The sequence below is a fragment of the Chlorobium sp. genome, from assembly GCF_021740465.1.
Lineage (GTDB): Bacteria > Bacteroidota > Chlorobiia > Chlorobiales > Chlorobiaceae > Chlorobium.
In genome coordinates this window covers 29,766-49,346 of the sequence record NZ_JAIOZR010000007.1, presented here as the reverse complement: position 1 = coordinate 49,346, position 19,581 = coordinate 29,766, and the positions used below count along the sequence as shown (strand labels likewise).

Annotated in this window: 19 protein-coding genes; 11 read left to right on the top strand and 8 right to left on the bottom strand. The window is 53.9% G+C overall.

Going from position 1 to position 19,581, the window contains the following annotated elements; all coding sequences use genetic code 11:
- The first annotated feature begins 25 nt into the window (after window positions 1–25).
- The 4 genes from K9G39_RS04915 (at window position 26) to K9G39_RS04900 (ending at window position 3,489) form a co-directional block, all read left to right on the top strand.
- Window positions 26–1,531 (top strand): glycosyltransferase, encoded by a 1,506-nt coding sequence (locus K9G39_RS04915; protein WP_292003822.1) that lies wholly within the window; start codon window positions 26–28, stop codon window positions 1,529–1,531.
- Window positions 1,528–2,646: a glycosyl hydrolase family 8 gene (locus K9G39_RS04910; RefSeq protein ID WP_292003821.1), complete on the top strand. Its 1,119-nt coding sequence runs from the start codon at window positions 1,528–1,530 to the stop codon at window positions 2,644–2,646. The genes K9G39_RS04915 and K9G39_RS04910 overlap by 4 nt, the downstream gene beginning before the upstream one ends.
- A gap of 202 nt (window positions 2,647–2,848) precedes the next feature.
- Window positions 2,849–3,040: a hypothetical protein gene (locus K9G39_RS04905; protein ID WP_292003820.1), complete on the top strand. Its 192-nt coding sequence runs from the start codon at window positions 2,849–2,851 to the stop codon at window positions 3,038–3,040.
- Window positions 3,041–3,291: 251 nt separating this feature from the next.
- Window positions 3,292–3,489 (top strand): hypothetical protein, encoded by a 198-nt coding sequence (locus tag K9G39_RS04900; protein WP_292003819.1) that lies wholly within the window; start codon window positions 3,292–3,294, stop codon window positions 3,487–3,489.
- A 190-nt stretch (window positions 3,490–3,679) separates the two neighbouring features.
- Here the strand turns inward: K9G39_RS04900 and K9G39_RS04895 are convergent, their stop codons facing one another.
- The 3 genes from K9G39_RS04895 to K9G39_RS04885 form a co-directional block, all read right to left on the bottom strand.
- Window positions 3,680–4,093 carry a hypothetical protein gene (locus K9G39_RS04895; RefSeq protein ID WP_292003818.1) on the bottom strand — a complete coding sequence of 138 codons (414 nt, stop codon included), beginning with the start codon at window positions 4,091–4,093 and terminating at the stop codon, window positions 3,680–3,682.
- 61 nt (window positions 4,094–4,154) lie between these two features.
- Complete coding sequence (locus tag K9G39_RS04890) at window positions 4,155–4,604, bottom strand: SET domain-containing protein-lysine N-methyltransferase (protein WP_292003817.1); 450 nt, start codon at window positions 4,602–4,604, stop codon at window positions 4,155–4,157.
- Between the two features lie 195 nt (window positions 4,605–4,799).
- A complete protein-coding gene (locus K9G39_RS04885; protein ID WP_292003816.1) occupies window positions 4,800–5,504 on the bottom strand; it encodes a PIG-L family deacetylase in 705 nt (234 codons plus the stop codon).
- A 183-nt stretch (window positions 5,505–5,687) separates the two neighbouring features.
- Here K9G39_RS04885 and K9G39_RS04880 point away from each other — a divergent pair, with 183 nt between their 5' ends.
- From K9G39_RS04880 to K9G39_RS04865, 4 genes are read left to right on the top strand one after another with little or no spacing between them, the layout of a single operon-like run.
- Entirely contained in the window at window positions 5,688–6,092 is a 405-nt protein-coding gene (locus tag K9G39_RS04880; protein ID WP_292003815.1) for a hypothetical protein, read from the top strand.
- 18 nt (window positions 6,093–6,110) lie between these two features.
- Window positions 6,111–6,845: an ABC transporter ATP-binding protein gene (locus tag K9G39_RS04875; RefSeq protein ID WP_292003814.1), complete on the top strand. Its 735-nt coding sequence runs from the start codon at window positions 6,111–6,113 to the stop codon at window positions 6,843–6,845.
- Window positions 6,846–6,852: 7 nt separating this feature from the next.
- The gene (locus tag K9G39_RS04870; RefSeq protein ID WP_292003813.1) at window positions 6,853–9,219 is read left to right on the top strand and encodes an FtsX-like permease family protein; all 2,367 of its coding nucleotides are present in this window, start codon (window positions 6,853–6,855) and stop codon (window positions 9,217–9,219) included.
- A 5-nt stretch (window positions 9,220–9,224) separates the two neighbouring features.
- Window positions 9,225–10,391: an efflux RND transporter periplasmic adaptor subunit gene (locus K9G39_RS04865; protein WP_292003812.1), complete on the top strand. Its 1,167-nt coding sequence runs from the start codon at window positions 9,225–9,227 to the stop codon at window positions 10,389–10,391.
- A 19-nt stretch (window positions 10,392–10,410) separates the two neighbouring features.
- Here the strand turns inward: K9G39_RS04865 and K9G39_RS04860 are convergent, their stop codons facing one another.
- The 5 genes from K9G39_RS04860 to rlmN all read right to left on the bottom strand — a co-directional run bounded on the left by K9G39_RS04860 (window position 10,411) and on the right by rlmN (window position 16,265).
- Window positions 10,411–10,914 carry a MauE/DoxX family redox-associated membrane protein gene (locus K9G39_RS04860; RefSeq protein ID WP_292003811.1) on the bottom strand — a complete coding sequence of 168 codons (504 nt, stop codon included), beginning with the start codon at window positions 10,912–10,914 and terminating at the stop codon, window positions 10,411–10,413.
- A 290-nt stretch (window positions 10,915–11,204) separates the two neighbouring features.
- On the bottom strand, window positions 11,205–13,637 hold the full coding sequence (gene priA / locus K9G39_RS04855; RefSeq protein ID WP_292003810.1) for a primosomal protein N': 2,433 nt from the start codon (window positions 13,635–13,637) through the stop codon (window positions 11,205–11,207).
- A gap of 67 nt (window positions 13,638–13,704) precedes the next feature.
- Window positions 13,705–14,364, bottom strand: coding sequence for an adenylate kinase (gene adk, locus K9G39_RS04850; protein ID WP_292003809.1), 660 nt, complete (start codon window positions 14,362–14,364; stop codon window positions 13,705–13,707).
- Window positions 14,365–14,374: 10 nt separating this feature from the next.
- A complete protein-coding gene (locus tag K9G39_RS04845) occupies window positions 14,375–15,142 on the bottom strand; it encodes a hypothetical protein (RefSeq protein WP_292003808.1) in 768 nt (255 codons plus the stop codon).
- A 34-nt stretch (window positions 15,143–15,176) separates the two neighbouring features.
- Window positions 15,177–16,265: a 23S rRNA (adenine(2503)-C(2))-methyltransferase RlmN gene (rlmN, locus tag K9G39_RS04840; RefSeq protein ID WP_292003807.1), complete on the bottom strand. Its 1,089-nt coding sequence runs from the start codon at window positions 16,263–16,265 to the stop codon at window positions 15,177–15,179.
- 251 nt (window positions 16,266–16,516) lie between these two features.
- Here rlmN and K9G39_RS04835 point away from each other — a divergent pair, with 251 nt between their 5' ends.
- The 3 genes from K9G39_RS04835 (at window position 16,517) to K9G39_RS04825 (ending at window position 19,562) form a co-directional block, all read left to right on the top strand.
- Window positions 16,517–16,855, top strand: a complete 339-nt coding sequence (locus K9G39_RS04835) for a transcriptional regulator (protein ID WP_292003806.1) — start codon at window positions 16,517–16,519, stop codon at window positions 16,853–16,855.
- 87 nt (window positions 16,856–16,942) lie between these two features.
- The gene (locus K9G39_RS04830) at window positions 16,943–18,013 is read left to right on the top strand and encodes a bifunctional oligoribonuclease/PAP phosphatase NrnA (RefSeq protein ID WP_292003805.1); all 1,071 of its coding nucleotides are present in this window, start codon (window positions 16,943–16,945) and stop codon (window positions 18,011–18,013) included.
- Between the two features lie 31 nt (window positions 18,014–18,044).
- On the top strand, window positions 18,045–19,562 hold the full coding sequence (locus K9G39_RS04825; RefSeq protein ID WP_292003804.1) for a leucyl aminopeptidase: 1,518 nt from the start codon (window positions 18,045–18,047) through the stop codon (window positions 19,560–19,562).
- Window positions 19,563–19,581: the final 19 nt, after the last annotated feature.

The window sequence follows — 19,581 nt, the reverse complement described above, 5'->3', positions numbered from 1 at the left end:
AACGTTTCCTAACGCTTAGTTTGCGATGCAGCAGAAAAATAAATTCAGGATTCTCGCGGCCCAGGTGGTTGTGCTGCTTGTCGCCGTCACCATCTACGTGCTCGCCCGTGCCTGGTTTCTTTACCAGGCTCGTTTCGACACCTTCGAGCGGATTTTCAGCATCGTGTTTCTGCTTTCGGAACTCTTCATCATGTTTCACGCCTTCGGCTTTTTTTCGAACCTCGTCAGCGAAAGCCGCAACCATGATCCTTCCCCGCAGGCGGATCCCGGCAGGGACGCTTCGGTGGCCATCCTCATCCCGGCACGGCATGAACCGAAACAGGTTGTCGAAAACACCCTGCTTACCTGTATGGGTCTGGCATATCCCAACAAGAGGGTTTACCTTCTCGACGACTCGGCCATCGAAAGCTACAAGCAGGAAGCAAGGGAGCTTGCCGAACGATACGACATTACGCTTTTCACCCGGCCTGACAACAGGGGTGCGAAAGCCGGCCTGATCAACGACGTGCTGAAAACCCTTACGGAAAAGTATATCGCCGTATTCGACGCCGACCAGAACCCCATGCCGGGATTTCTGAAAAAGGTGCTGCCATTTCTGGAAGCCGACGATCGTCTCGCCTTCGTCCAGACGCCGCAGTTCTATTCCAATACCGATGCCAGCCGGGTGGCGCTGGTCTCCAACGTCCAGCAGGCGGTGTTTTTCGAGTACGTCTGCGAGGGGAAATCGTCGAAAGAGTCGATGTTCTGCTGCGGCACCAACGTGGTGATACGGCGCAGTGCGCTTGAAGATGTCGGGGGATTCGACGAAGAGACCGTTACCGAGGATGTCGCCACAACGCTGAAACTGCACCGGAACGGATGGAAGTCGCTTTACTACAACAAGGCCTACACCTTCGGCATGGCGCCTGAGGACCTTGGCTCGTACTTCAAGCAGCAGAACCGCTGGGCGATGGGCAACGTCCAGCTTTTCAGGAAGCTTGTCGTCCTGTTCTTCACCGACATCAGGGTGCTCAAGCCCGTGCAGTGGTTCGAATACGCCATAACCTCGACCTACTATTTTATCGGATGGGCCTACCTGTTTCTCCTGGCCGGTCCGATTCTCTACACCTTTTTCAATGTTCCCTCCTATTTCATGGACCCGTCGGTCTACGTACTGACCTTTGTGCCGTATTTCATGCTGTCGCTTCTGGTTTACTATTCGAGCATGGAAAAGAGAAACTACTCCACGATCAACGTTTTCAGGGCACAGATGCTGAGTCTCATGACCATTCCGGTTTATATCAGGGCTTCGGTGTCCGGCCTGCTGAATGTCGGAAAAGGGTTTCAGGTGACGCCAAAGGACGGAGCGAAAACCGTTCCGCTCCGGGTGCTCTGGCCCCAGCTTCTTTTGTGGGGCGTGCATGTTTCCGCCCTGACGTGGGGGCTCCTCAGGCTTTATTACGAGCAGAACGTTTCCCTTCTGATGAACGTTTTCTGGACCGGTTTCCATTGCTTGATGTTCAGCGGAATCTTTTACTTCAACCGTGAATGAAGGTGTTTATTCTTTTGCTGTTATTCATGGCGTTTCAGCTTTCGATGGTCAACTGCAGTGCAGCTCCGCCGGATCCTTCGGAGATTGTGCGGGGTTCCTGGGAGCATTACCGCCAGGCATTTATCAGGGAGGGACGGGTAGTGCGCCCCGGGAACGGCAGCGATACCGTTTCAGAGGGTGAGGCTTACGCCATGCTCCGTGCCGTGCTCATGGACGACAGGAAAACCTTTGACGAGTGCCTTGCATGGACCGAATCCCGTCTTTCCCGAAAAAACTCCCATGGTGACCGGCTGCTTGCATGGCACTTCGAAAACGGAGAGGTTACCGATTCGACAGCTGCTTCCGATGCCGATATCGATTACGCCTTCAGTCTTGTTCTTGCATCGCGGACCTGGAAGGATGGAAGCTATCTCGATCTTGCCCGGGAGGTACTCGAAAGCATCCTCAGGCACGAAACCCTGGAGCGGGCCGGCAGGCTCTACCTGCTGCCATGGCCGGCCCCAACCGGCGGGATTGCTGATCTGGCGCCCCAGAACCCATCCTACTACGCCCCTTCGCACTTCAGGGTGTTTTACGAGGTCACCGGCGACAAACGCTGGCTTGAGCTTGCCGACACCGGCTATTACCTTATCGGACGGCTTCAGGACTCCTGCGGCGGAACGGGAGGGAGCGGGCTTGTGCCGGACTGGTGCGCCGTCGATCTGCAGGGGAACATAGCACAGCTTCCCGGAAAATCCTCGATCTACGGCTGGGAGTCGGTCAGGGTTCCACTCAGGGTTGCCGCAGACTTCCAGATCAGTGGCGACAGCCGCGCCCTGGGCGTTCTTCGGCGTTTTGGTGCGTTTTTCGACCGTGAGTTCAGCCGGACCGGCAGGATTTTTTCCGAATACGCCTGTGACGGCAGAGCCGTTGGCCCCTTTGAAAACGCACTGTTCTACAGTGCAGCCTATGCTGCTCTCCAGTCATCGGAATTTCAATCGGCCGACGCTGTACTGGAGCGTCTCCGGGAGTTTGTCCGCCATGACGGCTTGCAATGGTGGTATCAGGACAGGGAGGACTATTATGTCAACAGTCTTGCATGGCTTGTTGAGTATTACAATATGAAAAAGCAGTGAGCATATACCCGGGGCTGAAAAAACGTAAATGATCGACAGCCTCAGTGAAGCTGTAAACAGGAAAGAATGCTCTCGTTTCTCCGGTATTTGACTGGTGTGAACCGGATCCGGGTTCAGTGATAGTGTGTTTTATTTGGCATGGAAGTTGCAATATTTAACTGTAAAGGCGATAAGCAACCCCAACCCCTAAAATGCACAAGCCATGTCACAGCAATACAAAAACATACTGGACTCCCTCAACGCAATGGGCCTTTATGCAAAGCATGTTAAGAGTACCCTGGAGTTTTCAGGACTCGAAGAGGAGTCTCGCAGGCAGATAGCGGTCATTCTTGAGTCGATGTACGAAGAGTCCTGCCGTCAGGAAAGAGCTTTCAAACAGGCTCTCGCGAACTGAAAGCAACAAAAAAGCCCCTCATTGCGGAGGGGTTTTTTTGTTTACGAAAACATTTTTTTCAAGCAGACAGCCACCATTGCGCACTGATACAGTCGTATCAGAACAAGTCGGTTGTATCATATAAGACGGTTTTTATCTACTTCTTTTCACTCCGGTGTTGTCCTGTTCAGGGGTTTATGGCATATAATCCGTTTGGCACAGGAATTGAAACTATAAAAACAGAAGTCATTACAAGCAAAACGGAGCCGGAAATGTTAAGCAAGGAGATTTACCAGGATTACTTCGAGCAGATACTTGATGTTCGCGCAAGGCTCATAGAGCAGGCATCGGAAATTGTCGCAGAGGCCGATGATGAAGCGCTGCAGGAGGTTGTAAGGAATATCGCGGCATTCGGAGAGCGACAGCTATCGATGGCGGAGGAGTTGAGCCGTCTTCTCAATGCGGCATGAAAATGCTCCACAGCCTGATGCGATCCGGGCTTCATGCCGTTATTGCGCTCAATTTCCGCTTTTTCCTCCTGCCAAGGAATGCATCACTCCGATCTCATGCAAAAGCCGAACTGTTTTCGTGCCCGTCCGGCCTTTTTCTGATGGTCTGAAGCGTTTTTGCAGTGTGCCGTTGTTTTGCGCCTCGTATCCGTTACTTTCCGGCTGCGAAATATGCCTTGACTTTGGCGGTAAACTGGTTTTCGGTCATCCTTTCACAGGTTTCCACAGCGGTGATTCTGTTTTGGAGATCATGGTTTGAGCGGATCTCTTTTGCCAGTTCAACTTTTGCTTCCCCAGGGCCGAAAAGAGCAATCGAATCGGAATCTGCGAGCAGGGCGATAATCTGCTGAAAAAAAGCGTGGTACTGGTGCATCCGGCTCTCTTCAGCGCTTTTTTCCTTCACGACCGACTGTGCTACGTTCGTTCCTCCGGCCTTCCAGCCGCCGGATGGCTTGAAATGGCTTTCGGCACCCGATTCCAGGTACTGCACCGAGACGTTTTCGCCTTCAACGGAAACCAGAACGGCTTCCCTGTGGTCAATCCATATACCGGTGTTGTTTTTCATGGTTTCGCTCCTTCTGTTGCTGCAGGATATCTTCACACTTCAATATACGCTGCTTTCGTGCTTATTGTCTTGTAGACCACCAATCGTCTCCATAGTTGTAAAACAGCTCTTCGCCCCGTTCGATATTGCGCAGGGCATAAATGACGAGCTCCGGTCCGAGAGAGGTTTCTTCGAGGTAGTAAGCCACATTCGGGGTGGAGGAGTGGTTGAAAAGCATGCCGTTGCCCATGGCGACCAGGCGTTTCTTTTCATCGCTTCCGTAAAAGACGTAGTTGAGCAGTTCGCCTCCGACATCCCTGTCGGTTACTTCAAGGGCCGGACACCGCTCGACGGTAGCCCCCTCCCTGATGTTTTTGAGTGCGAAGGCTCCTCGTCCGGCAACCGTCGAGGCCTCAATGCCGACCAGCCCGGTACCGCCGGCGTTACGGGTTTTCAGGAGAAAGCCGATTCCTCCTCCACCCAGAATGCCGCTGGCAAGAGCCGCAGCGATGAGGTAAAGATTGCTGTCCATAGGTGTTTCTGTTTGAAAAAAACAATGTTACGAAAAATTGCCCATTTTCGGAGGTGATGAGAGATCCTGGTTTTTTCGTGAGCATCCAATCCTGCAGCAGCTTTGTCAGCCCGTTGCGGCAAAATGGCACCGGTCAGCAGTTCCGGGGCTGCACGGGATATCCTGCGAATGCCGTGGATTTTCCGGTTTATGTCTTTACAACCCTTCGAAAAGGTCGACAAGCGGGGGAGTGTGGTTCTCCTGAAAGATTTCGAATACGGCCTGAAGGCCAACCATACCCTTTATTCCCGTTTTTTCGATTGTATCCTGAAAGGTGGCGTAACAGTCCAGTGCGTTCAGGTTGCTTCTGACGTCGCACTCTTCAGCGGTTACGATGCAGTCGATCTCCTCCGGGGTTGAGCCGCTCAGTTTGAAATGAGGGCTTTTCAGGGCATCCTCCTCCCGGAGGGTGACGAAGGCAAGCCGTTTGAGCCACAAACACCTTTCCTTCATAGCGGTAAAAACTCTCTTGACGACGGAGTGCGTAACCAGGTGGTCGTGAAATCCGCTGATGCCGTGCACCGGATAGGTTACGACAACCTGCGGCTGTACAGATTCGATCTGCCGTTCCACTATCCTTTCGATCTCCCTCGGATCCATCTCCTTGAGAGCGCTGTCGGGAAGGTCGAGTACCCTCATGCCGCTCAGGCCGAGTGCTTCGGCCACCGAGAGCATCTCCCGGTGGCGGATCCGGCCCATCTCTTCAATCGAATAGCCGTATTTATGACGCTGTTTCGTTGCTCCGCCCCTGGTGAGTGTCAGAAGATGGACCTCGTGACCCTGCCTTTTCTGGAACGACATAACCTGGGCCGGACCGAACGATTCGTCGTCAGGGTGCGGATAGATGTAGAGTATGTTCACGCGGTTTCCTTTGTTTTCCTGCCGGTTCCCGAAGCCTCCTTCCTTTCGTGGAGGCGACTGCATGATCCAAATTACGGGATAATTCGCCAAATATTCAACGGCCTCTTCCGGAATGATCAGCTTTTATCGGGGGTTATAGAATAGCTGGCGGTTCCAACGGATAATCATGATGTATCATTTTCCATGAAACTCTTTACCGTTTTGCGTTATCTCTGGGCATTCCCCAATACGGCTATCGGGTTGCTGCTGCTTCCTCCTGCGCTTGTTTCAGGCGGTACCGTCAAACGGATTCGGGGCGTGCTGGAAATCAGCGGCAGGGTGCCGGCATGGGTGCTCGAGCGCATTCCCTTTGCCGGGACGCCTGCTGCCCTGACGCTCGGCCATGTGGTGCTCGGCTGCAGCGAGGAGGATCTCCAGCGGTGGCGCAGCCACGAACTGATACATGTACGGCAGTACGAGCGCTGGGGTCCTTTTTTCATTCCCGCATATGTGTTCAGTTCCCTTTCTGCCCGTTTGAAAGGGAAAGACGGTTATCTGGCGAACCGTTTCGAAGCGGAAGCATTTTTGCGTCAACGGGATGTCACATGAAAAAGAGGAAGGTGCTGCATGCAGCTCAATGCGTCAGGTAACGATTCGCATCAGGCCGTCCTTAAAATAAGCGGGCTGTCGAAAACCTATCTCATGGGAGAGGTGAGGGTCGAAGCACTCAAAAATGTTTCGATCGAGTTTTTTTCCGGTGAGCTTGCCGTGCTGCTCGGGGCCTCCGGCAGCGGTAAATCGACCCTGCTCAACATCATCGGAGGGCTTGACGTGCCCTCGGAGGGAAGGCTTTATTTTAACGGACAGGAAATCACCGCGGCAAGCGAAGCCGAGCTGACGGCTTACCGCCGCCGTTCCATCGGGTTCGTGTTCCAGTTCTACAACCTGATCTCCAGCCTTTCCGCCCTCGAGAACGTGCAGCTCGTCACCGAAATCGCCGATAATCCCATGCCTGCGGACGAGGCTCTCCGGCTGGTAGGGCTCTCCAGTCGTCTGAACCACTTTCCCGCTCAGCTTTCGGGAGGCGAGCAGCAGCGAGTTGCCATAGCGAGAGCGGTAGCAAAACGCCCCGAACTGCTGCTCTGCGATGAGCCTACCGGCGCTCTCGACTACCAGACAGGCAAGCTGGTGCTCGAGGTTATCGAAAAGGTGAACCGCGAACTGGGCACGACGACACTGGTCATTACCCATAACGCCTCGATTGCCGGTATGGCAGACCGGGTGGTAAGGCTGGGAAGCGGCGAAGTTACCGAAGACCGCAGAAACCTTGTGCGCCTGACTCCTTCCGAACTCGTCTGGTAGGCCGATTATGAACCTGCTCCGGAAAAAACTTTTGCGGGAACTGATGCACCTGAAGGGCCAGATGCTCGCTGTGGCTGCGGTGGTAGCCTGCGGTATTTCCGTGTTCGTCTCCATGAGCAGCGTCAAATATTCGCTTGAAGCGTCGCGCGAACGCTATTACAGCCGATACCGGTTTGCCGATGTTTTTCTGCAGGTCAAGCGCGCTCCGGAGTTTTACCGCGAAAGCGTGAGCCGCATTCCCGGAGTGGCTTCGGTCAGTTCACGCATCGTTGCCGATGTGACGCTCGATGTGCCGGGTCTTGACGAACCGGCGACCGGCAGACTTGTTTCCATACCCGAATATCGCACGGCACCGGTACTGAACGATCTGTTCATCAGGAGCGGACGCTATATCGAGCCGGGCAAGCCGGAGGAGGTAATTGCCAGCAAACCATTTCTCGAAGCCAACGGACTCGTTCCCGGCGACCGGATAGGTGCTGTGATCAACGGGCGTAAAAAACAGCTGCTGATTGTCGGCATGGGGCTTTCGCCCGAATATATCTATGAGGTTCAGCCCGGGGCTTTTTTTCCCGACAAACGGCGATTCGGGGTCTTCTGGATGAGCCGGAGCGCTCTGGAATCGGCGCTTGACATGAGCGGTGCGTTCAACGATCTTTCCCTTACGCTGGCGCACGGAGCTTCCGAAAAGGACGTTCTCATGCAGCTCGACAATATCTTCAGGCGTTACGGTTCTCTGGGTGCCTACGGCCGGAGCGAGCAGCTTTCCGACCGCTTCATTGTCGATGAGATCAAGCAGGTGGGTATCCAGATCACTTTTCTGCCTGCCGTGTTTCTTGCCGTTGCGGTTTTTTTGCTCAACATCGTGCTTCGCCGCATTGTTGCGACCCAGCGCGACCAGATTGCCGTGCTCAAGGCCATGGGGTATTCGAATGAAGAGGTCGGGCTGCACTATCTCGGTTTCGCCATGGTCCCTACGGCTGCGGGAGCCGTTGCGGGAACAGTGCTCGGGGCGTGGCTCGGAAGGGGGCTGATGAACATCTATGCCGATTTCTACAATTTCGCCGAACTGGTCTATCTTTTCCGGATCGAGGATGTAGCCCTCTCGGTGCTTCTGAGTTTCGCCGCGGCCCTGGCCGGAGCGCTCGGCGCAGTTCGCAGCGCGGTGCTGCTGCCTCCTGCCGAAGCGATGCGTCCGGACTCTCCCGCACTTTTCAGGCCGGGTATTCTCGATCGACCTTCGCTGCAGAAAAAGATATCCGTTCCGGTCAGGATTATCGTACGCAACCTGGAGCGGCGACCGTTGAAAGCCGCCCTGTCGGTAGTGATGATTTCGCTTGCCGTAGCCATTCTCGTTGCCGGACGCTACACCTACGATGCCGTTGACCGCATGATACTTGTCGAGTTCAACGAGAAGCATCGCGAAGACGTCACAGTTGTTTTCAACGATCCAATGCCGCCGGGAGTGGCCTATAATCTGGCTTCGCTCGACGGCGTGCTCGAACATGAGTATTATCGGGAGGAGCCGGTCAGAATGAGCTTCGGACACCGCATGCGCCGCCAGTCGGTCAAGGGACTGCAGTCCGGCGAAGGCCTGCAGCGGCTGGTCGACAAGATGAACCGCCAGATCAGCCTGCCTTCCTCGGGTATCCTGCTTACTTCGACGCTTGCCGATATTCTCGGCGTCAGGCAGGGCGACAAGCTGCAGATCGAGTTTCTTCAGGGTCGGCAGCTGCATCGTGAAGTGGAGGTTGCCGGCACGATCGACGAGATTCTGGGACTTTCCGCATATATGCACATCGAGGCGCTCGACAGGCTTGCCGGCGACGGCGGCGCATTGAATGCCGCTTATCTGCGTATCGACAGCTCCAGTACTTCCCGACTCTATTCCGATTTCAAGAATACCCCCGGGGTGGGCAGCATCATGATGCTCAAGGCGCTCAAGGAGAGTTTCGACGAGCTGATAGCCGAAAGCATGACTACCTCTACCGTTATTCTTACATCATTTGCCTGTGTGCTTGCCTTTGCCGTGATCTACAACGGCGCACGGATTTCGCTTTCCGAACGGGCGCGTGAGCTTACGAGCCTCAGGGTGCTGGGGATGACCAGGGGTGAAATCTCCTTCATTCTGCTTGGAGAACAGGTACTTCTGACCCTTCTTGCCGTTCCTCTCGGCTTTTTCACAGGCATAGGGCTTTCGGCGCTGCTCGCCGTCGGACTCAGTTCGGAACTTTACCGGCTTCCTCTTGTTTTCAGTGCCTATAACTTTCTTTTCGCCTTTACGGTTGTCGTTATTGTTTCTGCGGTTTCTGCCGTAGCCGTCAGGCGGCGTCTTGTCGCTCTCGATCTTGTCGAAGTTCTGAAAACCAGGGAGTAAATGCCATGAAGGTTCTTTCCAAAACACAGCGCATTGCGGCGCTCTCTCTTGCCGCTGCGGCACTCGTTCTCTTTTTTGTGTTCAGACCCTCACCGCTTCCGGTTGATTTCGGCAGGGTCAGCAAAGGGCCTCTGCAGGTTACCCTCGATGCCGAAGGCGTTACAAGGGTGAATGAGCGCTTTGTCGTTGCGGCTCCGGTTACCGGAAGGCTGGTGAGAATAACCCTTGAAGAGGGGGATCGGGTAAGCAGGGGGGATGTGGTGGCGGCACTGCTTCCTCCGGAACTCGATTCCAGGGAGTACCGCGAGGCTTCGGCACGTGCCGCATCGGCAAGGGCCGTTTTCGACGAAGCGGTTGCGCGCGAACGCCGCGTTGCGCTGGATCTCCGGCAGGCGGAGCGCCGCTCGGTGCGGTACCGGAACCTCTACAATGAAGGAGCGGTTTCCAGGGAGGCGTTCGAACTGGCCGGCAACGAGGCGGAAATGCTTCGCAAGGAGGCTGCTGCTGCCCGTTCGGCTGCCCTGTCGGCCCGTTTTGCGTTCGAGGCACAGGAAGCACTCGTTGACCGGGAAACAGCGGGGAAACCCCTGCAGGTGCTCTCTCCGGTTGACGGAAAGGTGCTCAGGATACATGAAAAAAGCGAACGGGTGATCGCTGCCGGCTCTCCTCTTGTCGATATCGGCGACCCCTCCTCGATAGAAATAGTCATCGATGTGCTCTCATCGGATGCGGTGAGTGTAAGGCCGGGCAACTCCGTGATCGTCGAAGAGTGGGGAGGGGGGAAATCGCTGAAGGCTACGGTCAAAACCGTTGAACCGGCCGCCTTTACCAAGGTGTCGGCGCTCGGCATCGAGGAGAAACGGGTGAACATCGTAGCGGTTCTCCAGGAGTATGAGCCCCTTCTCGGGGACAACTTCCGTGTTCAGGCCAGAATTGTGCTCAGGAAGGCGGAAAACGTGCTTCAGGTACCGGTAAGCAGTCTTTTCAGGGGTGCCGGGGAGTGGAAGGTGTTTGTGATCGAGCACGGAAAGGCGGTCGAGAAACCCGTCAGGATAGGTATGCGCGGAGCCTTTCATGCCCAGGTCCTGGAGGGGCTCGAGGATGGCGACCGGGTGGTCGTCCATCCTACGAACGAACTGGGCGACAGGATGAGGGTTACCATTCAGAAATAGAGGTCGATACCAGGGTCCTTCATTTGAACCAGATGGACTCGGGGTGGCGTTCATGCAGTTTTTTGTCGAGGCCGAGCCAGTGGCCGGAAGGCAGAATCATCATCAGCACCGAAAAAATCATGAAGGGTGGCAGGGTGAGGTTGTAGAATCCTCCAGCCGCGAAATTCAGCACCAGAAAAAGCGCAAAGGCAGCATTGGCACGCACGGTAAGTCCCAGAGCAAGGCAGACCCCTATGATCATCTCTCCTATGGTGACGATCCAGGCTATCGGCAAGGCCAGCGGAATGGCGAAGTGTTCGAGATAGAAGGTCTGAAAGTCGTTAAGGAGCGGGGGAGCCGAGAGCCGCTCTGTGAAAAAACCATACATCTTGTCGGTCCAGAGCCAACCCCGGACAAGTTTGTGCCAGAAGCCGTAGAGAAAAAAGATGGCGAAAATGTAGCGTCCGATAAGGAAGAGCACGATTCCTGCGGTCTGCAGCGGATGCGCTTTCGTGTACTCCCGATTCAGGGAAAAGGTACTCATACTGCTGTTATTAAAGCGTTTATCAAAGCAGAGGCAATATACTAATTTCCCGGAAGTCAAGCTATCCGGTAGTCAGTAGTCAGTAGTCAGTAGTCAGGAGTCAGTAGTCGGTAGACAGTAGACAGTAGACAGTAGACAGTAGACAGTAGACAGTAGACAGTAGTCGCTAGGCGGTAGTCAGTAGTCAGGAGTCAGTAGGCGGTTGGCGGTAGTCAGGAGTCAGTAGTCAGGAGTCAGTAGACAGTAGGCGGAAATCCGGAATACAGAATACTGGCTACTGTCTACTGATTTCACATCAGATTCTGCGGATCGACGTCGATGGTTACCGTGAGCCTTGCAGTGCGGTAGAGGGCGTGGAGCGCATCAATCTGGTTGTGTATGAACGGGGGAGAGAGTTTCCCTGCGAGAATTTTTGCAAGCAGCTGGAAGCGGTACCGCCCTTTCAGTTTGGCGATCCCGGCCGGTGCGGGGCCCAGCAGCAAGGCTTTTTCGGCAGGCAGGTGAGCTTCGAGCTGTTTTTTGAATGCGAGGGCCGCCTCTTCGGCTTTCCGTTCGTCCGTCGACGAGAATTCGAATTTAACCAGCCTTGCGGCGGGGGGATAGCGGAGCATGGTTCTCAGAGCCATTTCCCGCTCGAAGAACTTTTCGTAGCTCCCTTCCAGCAGGGCCCTGAATACCTCGCTTTCGCTTTTGTAGACCTGAAGATAGACCTCGCCTGCAATGGAGGATCTTCCGGCTCTGCCGGAAACCTGGGTCAGGAGGGAGTACATGCGTTCGGCTGCCCTGAAGTCGGGGAGGTTCAGTCCGATGTCGGCCATCAGCACCCCTACGAGGGTCACGTCGGGGAAATCGAGCCCTTTTGCAACCATCTGCGTGCCGAGCAGGATGCGGGATTTTTTTTCATGAAACGCTTTCAGAATGCGGCCGTGCGATCCTTTCGTCGAGGTGGTGTCGATGTCCATGCGGAGGATGTGCTCTTCGGGAAAAAGGGTTTTCAGCTCCTCCTCGATGCGCTCCGTGCCGCTGCTTTTGTAGAAGAGGTTTTCGGAGCCGCACTTGCCGCACTTTTCCGTGAAAAGCTCGGTATGGCCGCAGTAGTGACATCGCAGCTGCATTCCGGTGGTGTGGTATACCAGCGGAATATTACAGTGCCGGCAGACGGGGGTGTGACCGCAGTCGAGGCAGAAAACGCTTCCGGCAAAACCCCTCCGGTTCTGAAGCAGAATGACCTGTTCGTTTTTTTCGATCCGCTTTCCGATTTCACGGAAGAGCCGGTCGGATATCGAAGCTGACGCTCTTGGCGCTTCCCTCATCGAAATCAGGGTGACGAGCGGCATGGAGGCCCCGTCGATTCTCTGTGCAAGGCGGATCATCCGGTATTTTCCGCTTCGTGCGTTGTAGTACGATTCGAATGACGGTGTCGCGGAGCCGAGTACGCACAGGGCGCCTTCGAACATGGCGCGCATGACTGCGGTGTCCCTTGCATGGTAGCGCGGGTTCCGGTCCTGTTTGTATGCGCCGTCATGTTCTTCATCGACAATAATCGCTCCCACGTTGTCGAGGGGGGCGAAAATGGTCGAGCGCGCCCCGAGCGCAATTTTTGTACGGCCGTTTCTGAGACTGTGCCATGCGTCGTATTTCTCCTGATCGCTCATGGCACTGTGCAGAATGGTTATGTCGTCATGGAAATGGTGGCGGAAACGGCCTGCGGTCTGGGGAGTGAGGGATATTTCCGGAACCAGAACAATGGCTGTTTTGCCGCCGGCAATCACTTTTTTCAGCAGTTCGATGTAGATGAGGGTTTTGCCGCTTCCGGTCACTCCATGCAGCAGGAATGCGCCGAACCGCTCCTGCCGGACGGCTTCGCCGAGAATGTCGAGAGCTGCACTCTGGGCGTCGGTAAGAGATTGCGGTTTTTGGGGGGCTTCCGAATAGGTGTTCCTGAAATTGCTTCTTATATCGACCGATGTTTTGTCGGCAACGCCTTTTCTGACCAGTTCGTTGAGGATTGCCGGAGAAAACCCGAGAGTTTCGGCAAAACCGTTCTGATCTCCGAGTGCCTCAAGAGCCCTGAAGGCTTCGAGCTGCCTTGGCGCGTTGCGCAGGATATCTTCAGGGTCGCCAGGCGGCTTTGCGGCGATTCTCCAGGCAGTTTTTTGCTTGGGCCTGGTCGTGGCGAATTTTTTTTTCAGCGTGATATAGCCACCTTTTTCCAGTTCGGAGAGCGTTCCGGAAAGCTGCTTTCTGCCGAGTCTTTTCTGAAGCTGGCGCAGGGTGAGTTTTTTTTCATCCGCGAGCAGCTGCAGGATCGAGCGGCGGAGCGGTGTGCTGACGGTTTTTCGGTCGGCAGGTTTCAGCTCAAAGCTGTTGAGTTCGACAACGTCGTTGATTGTGGTTCGGATTGCTGCAGGAAGGGCGGCTATGACCGTATCGAGCGGCATGGTGAGGTAGTAATCAGCCATCCATTGTGCGAGCCGGATCTGGTTTCTGCGCAGCACAGGCTCTCCTCCGTAGAGAAGGTCGGCGATGAGCGGTCCGCTGATCCGTTCGCTGTTTTCCGGGTTGAGTTCAAGAACATATCCGGGGTAAAGCGCATCCCTTCCGTTTCCTGAATTCACCAGCACCATGCTCCCGTGCCGTATCTCCTGTTCCAGGCCGACCGGAACCGGAAGCGTCACGGGTTCGCCCCTGAAAAGCCTGTCGATAACGAGGAGTGCCTGCATAGCGCGTAAAGAAAAAGTCAGTGGCGGGGCTCTGACTTTTTATGTTCTGATTTACCCTGCATTCTGTTCAGCAGGATGAAAGCGCTCCCAGAATCCGGTCCCTGATCTCCTCAACGCTGCCGGTTCCTTTCACTTTCCGGTATTTGGGTGCATTCGCTTCTCCGTTCATCGCCCAGCCGCTGTAATATTCGATAAGCGGCGCAGTCTGGCTGTGGTAGATTTCCAGCCGTTTTTTTACGGTTTCTTCCTGGTCGTCCTCTCTCTGTACGAGGGTCTCTCCGGTTTCATCGTCGAGGCCAGCCTGTTTCGGAGGGTTGAAGAGGATATGGTAGGATCTGCCTGAAGCCGGGTGGATCCGTCTTCCGCTCATGCGGGTGATGATTTCAGTATCGTCCACATCGATTTCAACGACATGATTGATCGTTATTCCGTCTTTTTTCAGGGATTCCGCTTGCGCCAGCGTACGGGGAAAGCCGTCGAAAAGACATCCGTTAGAGCAGTCGGACTGTTCGAGGCGTTCTTTTACCAGTGCAAGGATGATGTCGTCCGAAACGAGCTGGCCGGCATCCATCACCTTCTTGGCTTCAATACCGACGGGCGTCTCTGCTTTGACTGCAGCTCTGAGCATGTCGCCAGTTGAAATCTGGGGGATGTTCAAAGCTTTTGATATATAGTATGCCTGTGTTCCTTTTCCGGCTCCGGGAGCTCCCAGTAAAATAATTCTCATCAAAAACTGCTTAGATGGTTTTTTTTGTGATAATCGTGAATTTCGGCTTGGACGGTTTTGCTTCGGATGCCGCGCTATCCGTTTCGGTCACAGCTGAGGAGGTTCCGTTCTGTTCGGCCGGTTTTTCTGCTGCAGGTTCGGCCGAAGCATTTTTTGAGCCCATTTTCAACGGTATGGACTGAACAGGGCTTTTCTTCTTGAATTCGATTGGCTTCGCTTTCGGCGAGCCATCCGGTTTCTTCTGGTTTTGCAACCTTGCCTCGTCGAAAATCTGCTGAAAAGCCGCGGTTGCGCCTTTGGGATCTACGGAACGGTAGAGGTAGTCATCCTCATTGATGATTTTTTTCCTGAATTCGAAATCCAGAGCTCCAAGCAGCATTCTTATGACCCTGCGGCTTTCTCCGAGATCGCCTTTCGATTCGATATTCGTCAGTGCCTTGGCGTTCACGGTGGTGATCAGGCGGCCGTTCACATCCTTTTCTTCGTGGAGTCCGAACGTGACATCGATTTTCATGCCGAGCAGGGCAAAGGAAAACACTTCGGCACGGATAACCCTCATGCCTCCGACAGCCGTTTTTTCATGTTTGAAATTCCATCCCACCCACCGGTCGATCTTGTCGACGATGAAATCCGATACTTCCTGGGCGGGGAGTTCATACCTGCGAACCTTCAGTTCGTTGAAAACAGGCGTTTCCGAAGTGTGCGTGGCATTGCCGGTCAAGCCGTGATAAGCCTTGGCGAACTCTGTTTTGAAAGGAATGAAATCTGTCAAATCCATGGTTGTTGAGCCGGTTAGATAATTAATGCGGTTCTTACGGGATATGCGGCCGTTCTCCTGCGGCAAGCTGACCGCATGCGGCATCGATGGTCGCTCCCTGACTTTTTCTGACAGTTACCTGAAGCCCCGAATCAAGAAGAGAGCGCATAAAGAGCTCTCTCGTCCCGGTATAAACAGGCTTGAACTTAATATTAACGATTGCATTATAATCAATCAAATTAATTTTACAGAAAAGGCTTTTTGCGAATTTGACGAGTGCCCTTGCGTCTTCCGGGCTGTCGTTGATCCCGTCGAGCAGCATATAAACAAGGGTCACCGGCTGTCCGGTTTTTCTGTTGTATTCCGAGAGCGCCCGCTTCAGTTCGTCGAGAGGGTAGTCGTGCGCGACAGGCATCAAGGATTCGCGTTTTTCCTGGATTGCGGCATGCAGCGAGACTGCAAGTTTCGTTTTTACCGACGAGTCGCCGAGAATCCCGATTTCAGGCACCAGGCCAACGGTAGAGAGGGTGATCTTGCGTTGCGGCAGACTGAACCGGTAGTGCTGGTCGGTGAGGGTAAGCACTGCGTCAAGAACATTGGTCATATTGAGCAGCGGTTCTCCCATGCCCATGAATACCAGATTGGTTATTTTTTTCGCTTCGCCGTACCGTTCCGCAAGAAAATCGTTGAGCAGGAACACCTGATCGGTTATCTCTCCGGGCGAGAGGTTTCTTATGAAACCCATCCGGCCTGTTGCACAGAAGGAGCATTTGAGCGGGCAGCCCGCCTGAGATGAAATGCATGCGGTTATTCTGTCGCCGGAGGGGATGAGTACCGATTCCACGGATTGGCCGTCCGGCATGCGTACCAGAAATTTCGTTGTCGGAATGTCCTGGCCGTTGTCGGACTCCTCCCTGTGTTCGTCAAGGGTGGCCGTCCTGACGGTGTACATGGAGGAGAGCCGGCGTCGCAGAGCAAGGCTCAGGATCGTTATGTCATCAAAGTTGCCGGCGCGGTGACTGAACAGCCACTGGTGGATCTGGGATGCCCGGTATGCAGGTTGGTCGAGAGCTGAAACAGCCGCTCTCAGTCCGGTTCTGGTCAGGTCCTTGATGTTTTGATGTATCGGCTGTATGGATTGCATGAAACAGGGGAAAATGGTACTGGTTGAACTTATTGCCGGTGATGTGCGGCATTGATTTGTTTGTAACGGTAAAAAAGGTTTTTTTTAGTCTGAAATAGGATTAAAGGGATTTTGGAAAAAAAAAGTAAATACGTATAGTGATTTCAGTGAGCTTCAGATGGCATTTGCCGGCTTTTTTCGTGTTGTCGTCGGGCTGGAGATCATTTCAAAATCGTAAACATATTACTAAAAACTCGCCCATACAGTCTATCATGAGTGCAAAAAACGAAAACGATGTCAACTATGACCATCAACTGCTCGACAAGGTAATTCATGCCCGGATACGTTTTGCTGCCCTGGCTTACCTTCATGCAGCCCGTCAGGCCTCGTTCGTTGAGATCCGTGATCAGATAAGGGCGACAGACGGAAATCTGAGTGTACACATGCGGAAGCTGGAGTCGGCAGGCTATATCAGCTGCGACAAGGAGTTTCAGGCACGCAAGCCCCAGACCATATACAGTATAACACCAGCAGGCAAAGAGGCGTTTTCGAACTATAAAAATCACCTCGGTTCTTTTTTCGGAGAAGAGATCGTTTTTCAGCCGGCCTGAAGCCATCCGTTCAAAAGCCGCTGTTTATTTTTTCCTTAGAGGGAAAAGTAATAGATTAAGTTCTTTTGTTAAAGTTATAGGAAACGGATGATACTACCGGGTTACGGGCGTAAGCTTGATTTGAAGGAATGGTCTCCTGTTATTGAGGTTTTGCTTGATGGTCGGCATTTTGTGCTGACGACTCATGAAAATTCCGACGGTGACGGTCTTGGCAGTGAAGTCGCCCTTTCACTGGTACTCAGAGCGCTCGGTCGGGATGTGGCGATTGTAAATCCCACTGAGGTTCCCCCCAATTATATTTTTCTGAAACAGGCCGGAGATATCGCGTTTTTCAATGATCGCGATGAGGAGGCAATTCAGGAACTCTCTCTCAGCGATGTCGTTGTCGTGCTCGATGCGAACCTCGCTGACCGCCTTGGTTCATTGCGACCGCATGTCCAGTTCGCACGGGAGCTCGGGGCTCTTAAAATAGTCTGCATCGATCATCATCTCGATCCTGAGGATTTCGCCGATGTGATGGTCTGCGAGCAGTATGCATCTTCCACCGGTGAACTGGTTTACGATCTTATCAAGGCTCTCGAGGAAAAGACGGGTATGTCGCTCATCACGCCGCAGGTTGCCGATGCGCTCTATACGGCAGTCATGACCGATACAGGATCTTTCAGGTTTCCCAAGAGTACTCCCTATGTCTATCGCCTCGCCGGTGATCTCGTTCAGAAGGGAGCCGATCCGTCGGCAATCTACGACAGGGTATACAACTCGCTGACTCCGCAGGCGCTGAAACTGCTGGGTGCTTCACTGAGTGCCATCACCATACATGACGACGGAAAAATCGCTTCGCTTTTCATTTCACAGGAGATGATGAAATCGACAGGCAGTAAACTCTTTGATACCGATCTGATCGTTAAATATCTTTTAAGTGTGCCCTCGGTGCTCATTGCCGTCCTCATGGTTGAGATGCATGACGGAAGGATCAAGGCCAGTTTTCGCTCGAGAGGCGCCATCTATGTAAACCAGCTGGCCAAGCGTTACGGTGGAGGAGGGCATATGAATGCGGCAGGATGTCTTTTGCAGTATTCTGCTGAAAGAGCCCGCAAGGCCATACCCGATGATGTCAGGGCATTTCTGAAAACGCAGGATATCGCCCAGTATACCTGATTACACTGAAAGACAAACGAACATTTCTGTTATGAACATATCTGCTATAGCCGATCCGGTCAGGAAAATCAGTACAGCTCTTCTTGTCGTTCCCTTTACCAGCGCTTCACTTAAAAAGAACGGTGCAGCACTGCTCGCCGACCTTGGCTTCGATGCCGGGGTCATGGAAGATTTCAAGGCTGAAAACGGCCAGGTGGCATTGCTTTATGGGAGTGCCGGAAAAGCCTCTGCCGAAAGGGTCGCCCTGCTCGGGTTAGGCGAGGGAAAGAAAATCGAGGATTATCGGAAGGCCGGGGCCATGCTTGCGGCAAAAGCCATCGAAATAAAGGTCGGTTCGCTTGTGGTAGATATGACTGCCATAAAGACCTTTGCGGTATCAGCTAAATCCTCCATACAGGCTCTGGTTTCGGCGTTCATAGAGGGTGGTATTTTAGGTTCCTACCGTTTCGACCGGCTGAAAAGCGACAAGCTTAAAAAGAAGAAGGACAGGGACGATAAAAAGAAGGAGATTGCCGAACTGGTTCTGCGGTCCGATTTCTCGCAGCTTGCCGCTCTTGAAGAGGGTATCGCTGCAGGCCGGATTACCGGTTCCTGCCAGAATATGGCCAGAGATCTGGTGAATCTTCCCGGAAACATGCTCCAGGCCGAGGATATCTCCCGCGCAGCCCAGGATTCCGGCGCAAGGGGCGGCTATGAGGTCAGGGTATTCGGAAAGGAGGAGATCGAAGCTCTCGGTATGGGGGGGCTGCTTGCGGTGAACAAGGGCAGCCTGCATCCGCCGACCTTCACCGTGATGGAATACAATCCCGCCGGCAAAGCAGCGCGGACGATAGCGCTTGTCGGCAAGGGCGTCACCTTCGATTCCGGAGGAATTTCCCTGAAACCTTCGGAAGGTATGGGGGAAATGAAATCCGATATGGCGGGTGCAGCTGCCGTTATCGGCGCGCTCGAAGCTGCGGCGCTCCTCAGGCTGCCGGTAAGGGTGATCGGTCTTGTTCCCGCTACTGACAACATGCCGAGCGGTTCCGCCCTGAAGCCCGGTGATGTCATCACGACCTATTCCGGTATTACGGTGGAAGTAGGAAATACCGATGCAGAAGGCCGGCTTATTCTTGCCGATGCTCTCACCTATGCAAAAAAACAGTACAACCCCGATATCATCATCGATCTGGCGACCCTTACAGGGGCGTGCATCGTTGCGCTCGGGTACTCCGTTGCCGGACTTTTCAGCAACAGCGACAAGCTTGCCGAGGATATCTACGATGCGGGACAGCGTACAGGAGAGAAAGTGTGGCGCATGCCGCTCTGGGAAGAGTATGACGAGATGATCAAGTCGGATATCGCCGATGTCAGCAATCTCGGCGCCAGAGGCGCAGGTTCTGTAACCGCAGCCAAATTTCTCGAGAAATTTACCGACGGCCACAAGAAGTGGGCGCATATCGATATTGCCGGGCCGTCATTCGCGTCTGGCAAGGGTGGCGCGAAAGTCGCCGGGGGAACAGGTTTCGGCGTGAGACTGATCGTCGATCTTCTGAAAACCTGGTCGTAACGGGAACCGCAGGAGAATG

Excerpts from the sequence above, each read along its gene's own strand:
- K9G39_RS04865 (WP_292003812.1), top strand. The coding sequence starts at position 9,225 with ATGAAGGTTCTTTCCAAAACACAGCGCATTGCGGCGCTCTCTCTTGCC.
- K9G39_RS04870 (WP_292003813.1), top strand. The coding sequence starts at position 6,853 with ATGAACCTGCTCCGGAAAAAACTTTTGCGGGAACTGATGCACCTGAAG.
- K9G39_RS04860 (WP_292003811.1), bottom strand. The coding sequence starts at position 10,914 with ATGAGTACCTTTTCCCTGAATCGGGAGTACACGAAAGCGCATCCGCTG.
- adk (WP_292003809.1), bottom strand. The coding sequence starts at position 14,364 with ATGAGAATTATTTTACTGGGAGCTCCCGGAGCCGGAAAAGGAACACAG.
- priA (WP_292003810.1), bottom strand. The coding sequence starts at position 13,637 with ATGCAGGCACTCCTCGTTATCGACAGGCTTTTCAGGGGCGAACCCGTG.
- K9G39_RS04825 (WP_292003804.1), top strand. The coding sequence starts at position 18,045 with ATGAACATATCTGCTATAGCCGATCCGGTCAGGAAAATCAGTACAGCT.
- K9G39_RS04915 (WP_292003822.1), top strand. The coding sequence starts at position 26 with ATGCAGCAGAAAAATAAATTCAGGATTCTCGCGGCCCAGGTGGTTGTG.
- K9G39_RS04895 (WP_292003818.1), bottom strand. The coding sequence starts at position 4,093 with ATGAAAAACAACACCGGTATATGGATTGACCACAGGGAAGCCGTTCTG.
- K9G39_RS04830 (WP_292003805.1), top strand. The coding sequence starts at position 16,943 with ATGATACTACCGGGTTACGGGCGTAAGCTTGATTTGAAGGAATGGTCT.
- K9G39_RS04835 (WP_292003806.1), top strand. The coding sequence starts at position 16,517 with ATGAGTGCAAAAAACGAAAACGATGTCAACTATGACCATCAACTGCTC.
- K9G39_RS04905 (WP_292003820.1), top strand. The coding sequence starts at position 2,849 with ATGTCACAGCAATACAAAAACATACTGGACTCCCTCAACGCAATGGGC.
- K9G39_RS04900 (WP_292003819.1), top strand. The coding sequence starts at position 3,292 with ATGTTAAGCAAGGAGATTTACCAGGATTACTTCGAGCAGATACTTGAT.
- K9G39_RS04875 (WP_292003814.1), top strand. The coding sequence starts at position 6,111 with ATGCAGCTCAATGCGTCAGGTAACGATTCGCATCAGGCCGTCCTTAAA.
- K9G39_RS04845 (WP_292003808.1), bottom strand. The coding sequence starts at position 15,142 with ATGGATTTGACAGATTTCATTCCTTTCAAAACAGAGTTCGCCAAGGCT.
- K9G39_RS04880 (WP_292003815.1), top strand. The coding sequence starts at position 5,688 with ATGAAACTCTTTACCGTTTTGCGTTATCTCTGGGCATTCCCCAATACG.
- rlmN (WP_292003807.1), bottom strand. The coding sequence starts at position 16,265 with ATGCAATCCATACAGCCGATACATCAAAACATCAAGGACCTGACCAGA.
- K9G39_RS04910 (WP_292003821.1), top strand. The coding sequence starts at position 1,528 with ATGAAGGTGTTTATTCTTTTGCTGTTATTCATGGCGTTTCAGCTTTCG.
- K9G39_RS04890 (WP_292003817.1), bottom strand. The coding sequence starts at position 4,604 with ATGGACAGCAATCTTTACCTCATCGCTGCGGCTCTTGCCAGCGGCATT.